The sequence below is a fragment of the Agaribacillus sp. DX54 genome (assembly GCF_056858335.1).
Window position 1 is genome coordinate 1 of the sequence record NZ_JBXEQE010000177.1, and the last position, 247, is coordinate 247.

Consider the following 247-nt stretch of genomic DNA (forward strand, 5'->3'; position numbering starts at 1 on the left):
AGCTCTACAGGCTCCTTTGACATTGAAACTCCTCAGGATCGACAAAGCAGCTTTGATCCTCAGATTGTCAAGAAACGCGAGACAGTGTTGGCCGATAACCTGCAAGATAAGATTATTGGGCTATATGGTTTAGGTATGAGCCTTCGAGATATCAGTGATCACATCAAAGAGATGTATGATACAGAGATCTCCCACACGTTACTAGGCCAGATTACCGATCGGATCATTCCGCAGGTGAAAGCCTGGC

General features: G+C 45.7%; 1 protein-coding gene. It reads left to right on the top strand.

The window, feature by feature from the left end; genetic code table 11:
• Positions 1–247 (top strand): transposase (locus AC04NP_RS30875; protein WP_482863993.1); only part of this gene is annotated, 247 nt, incomplete at both ends.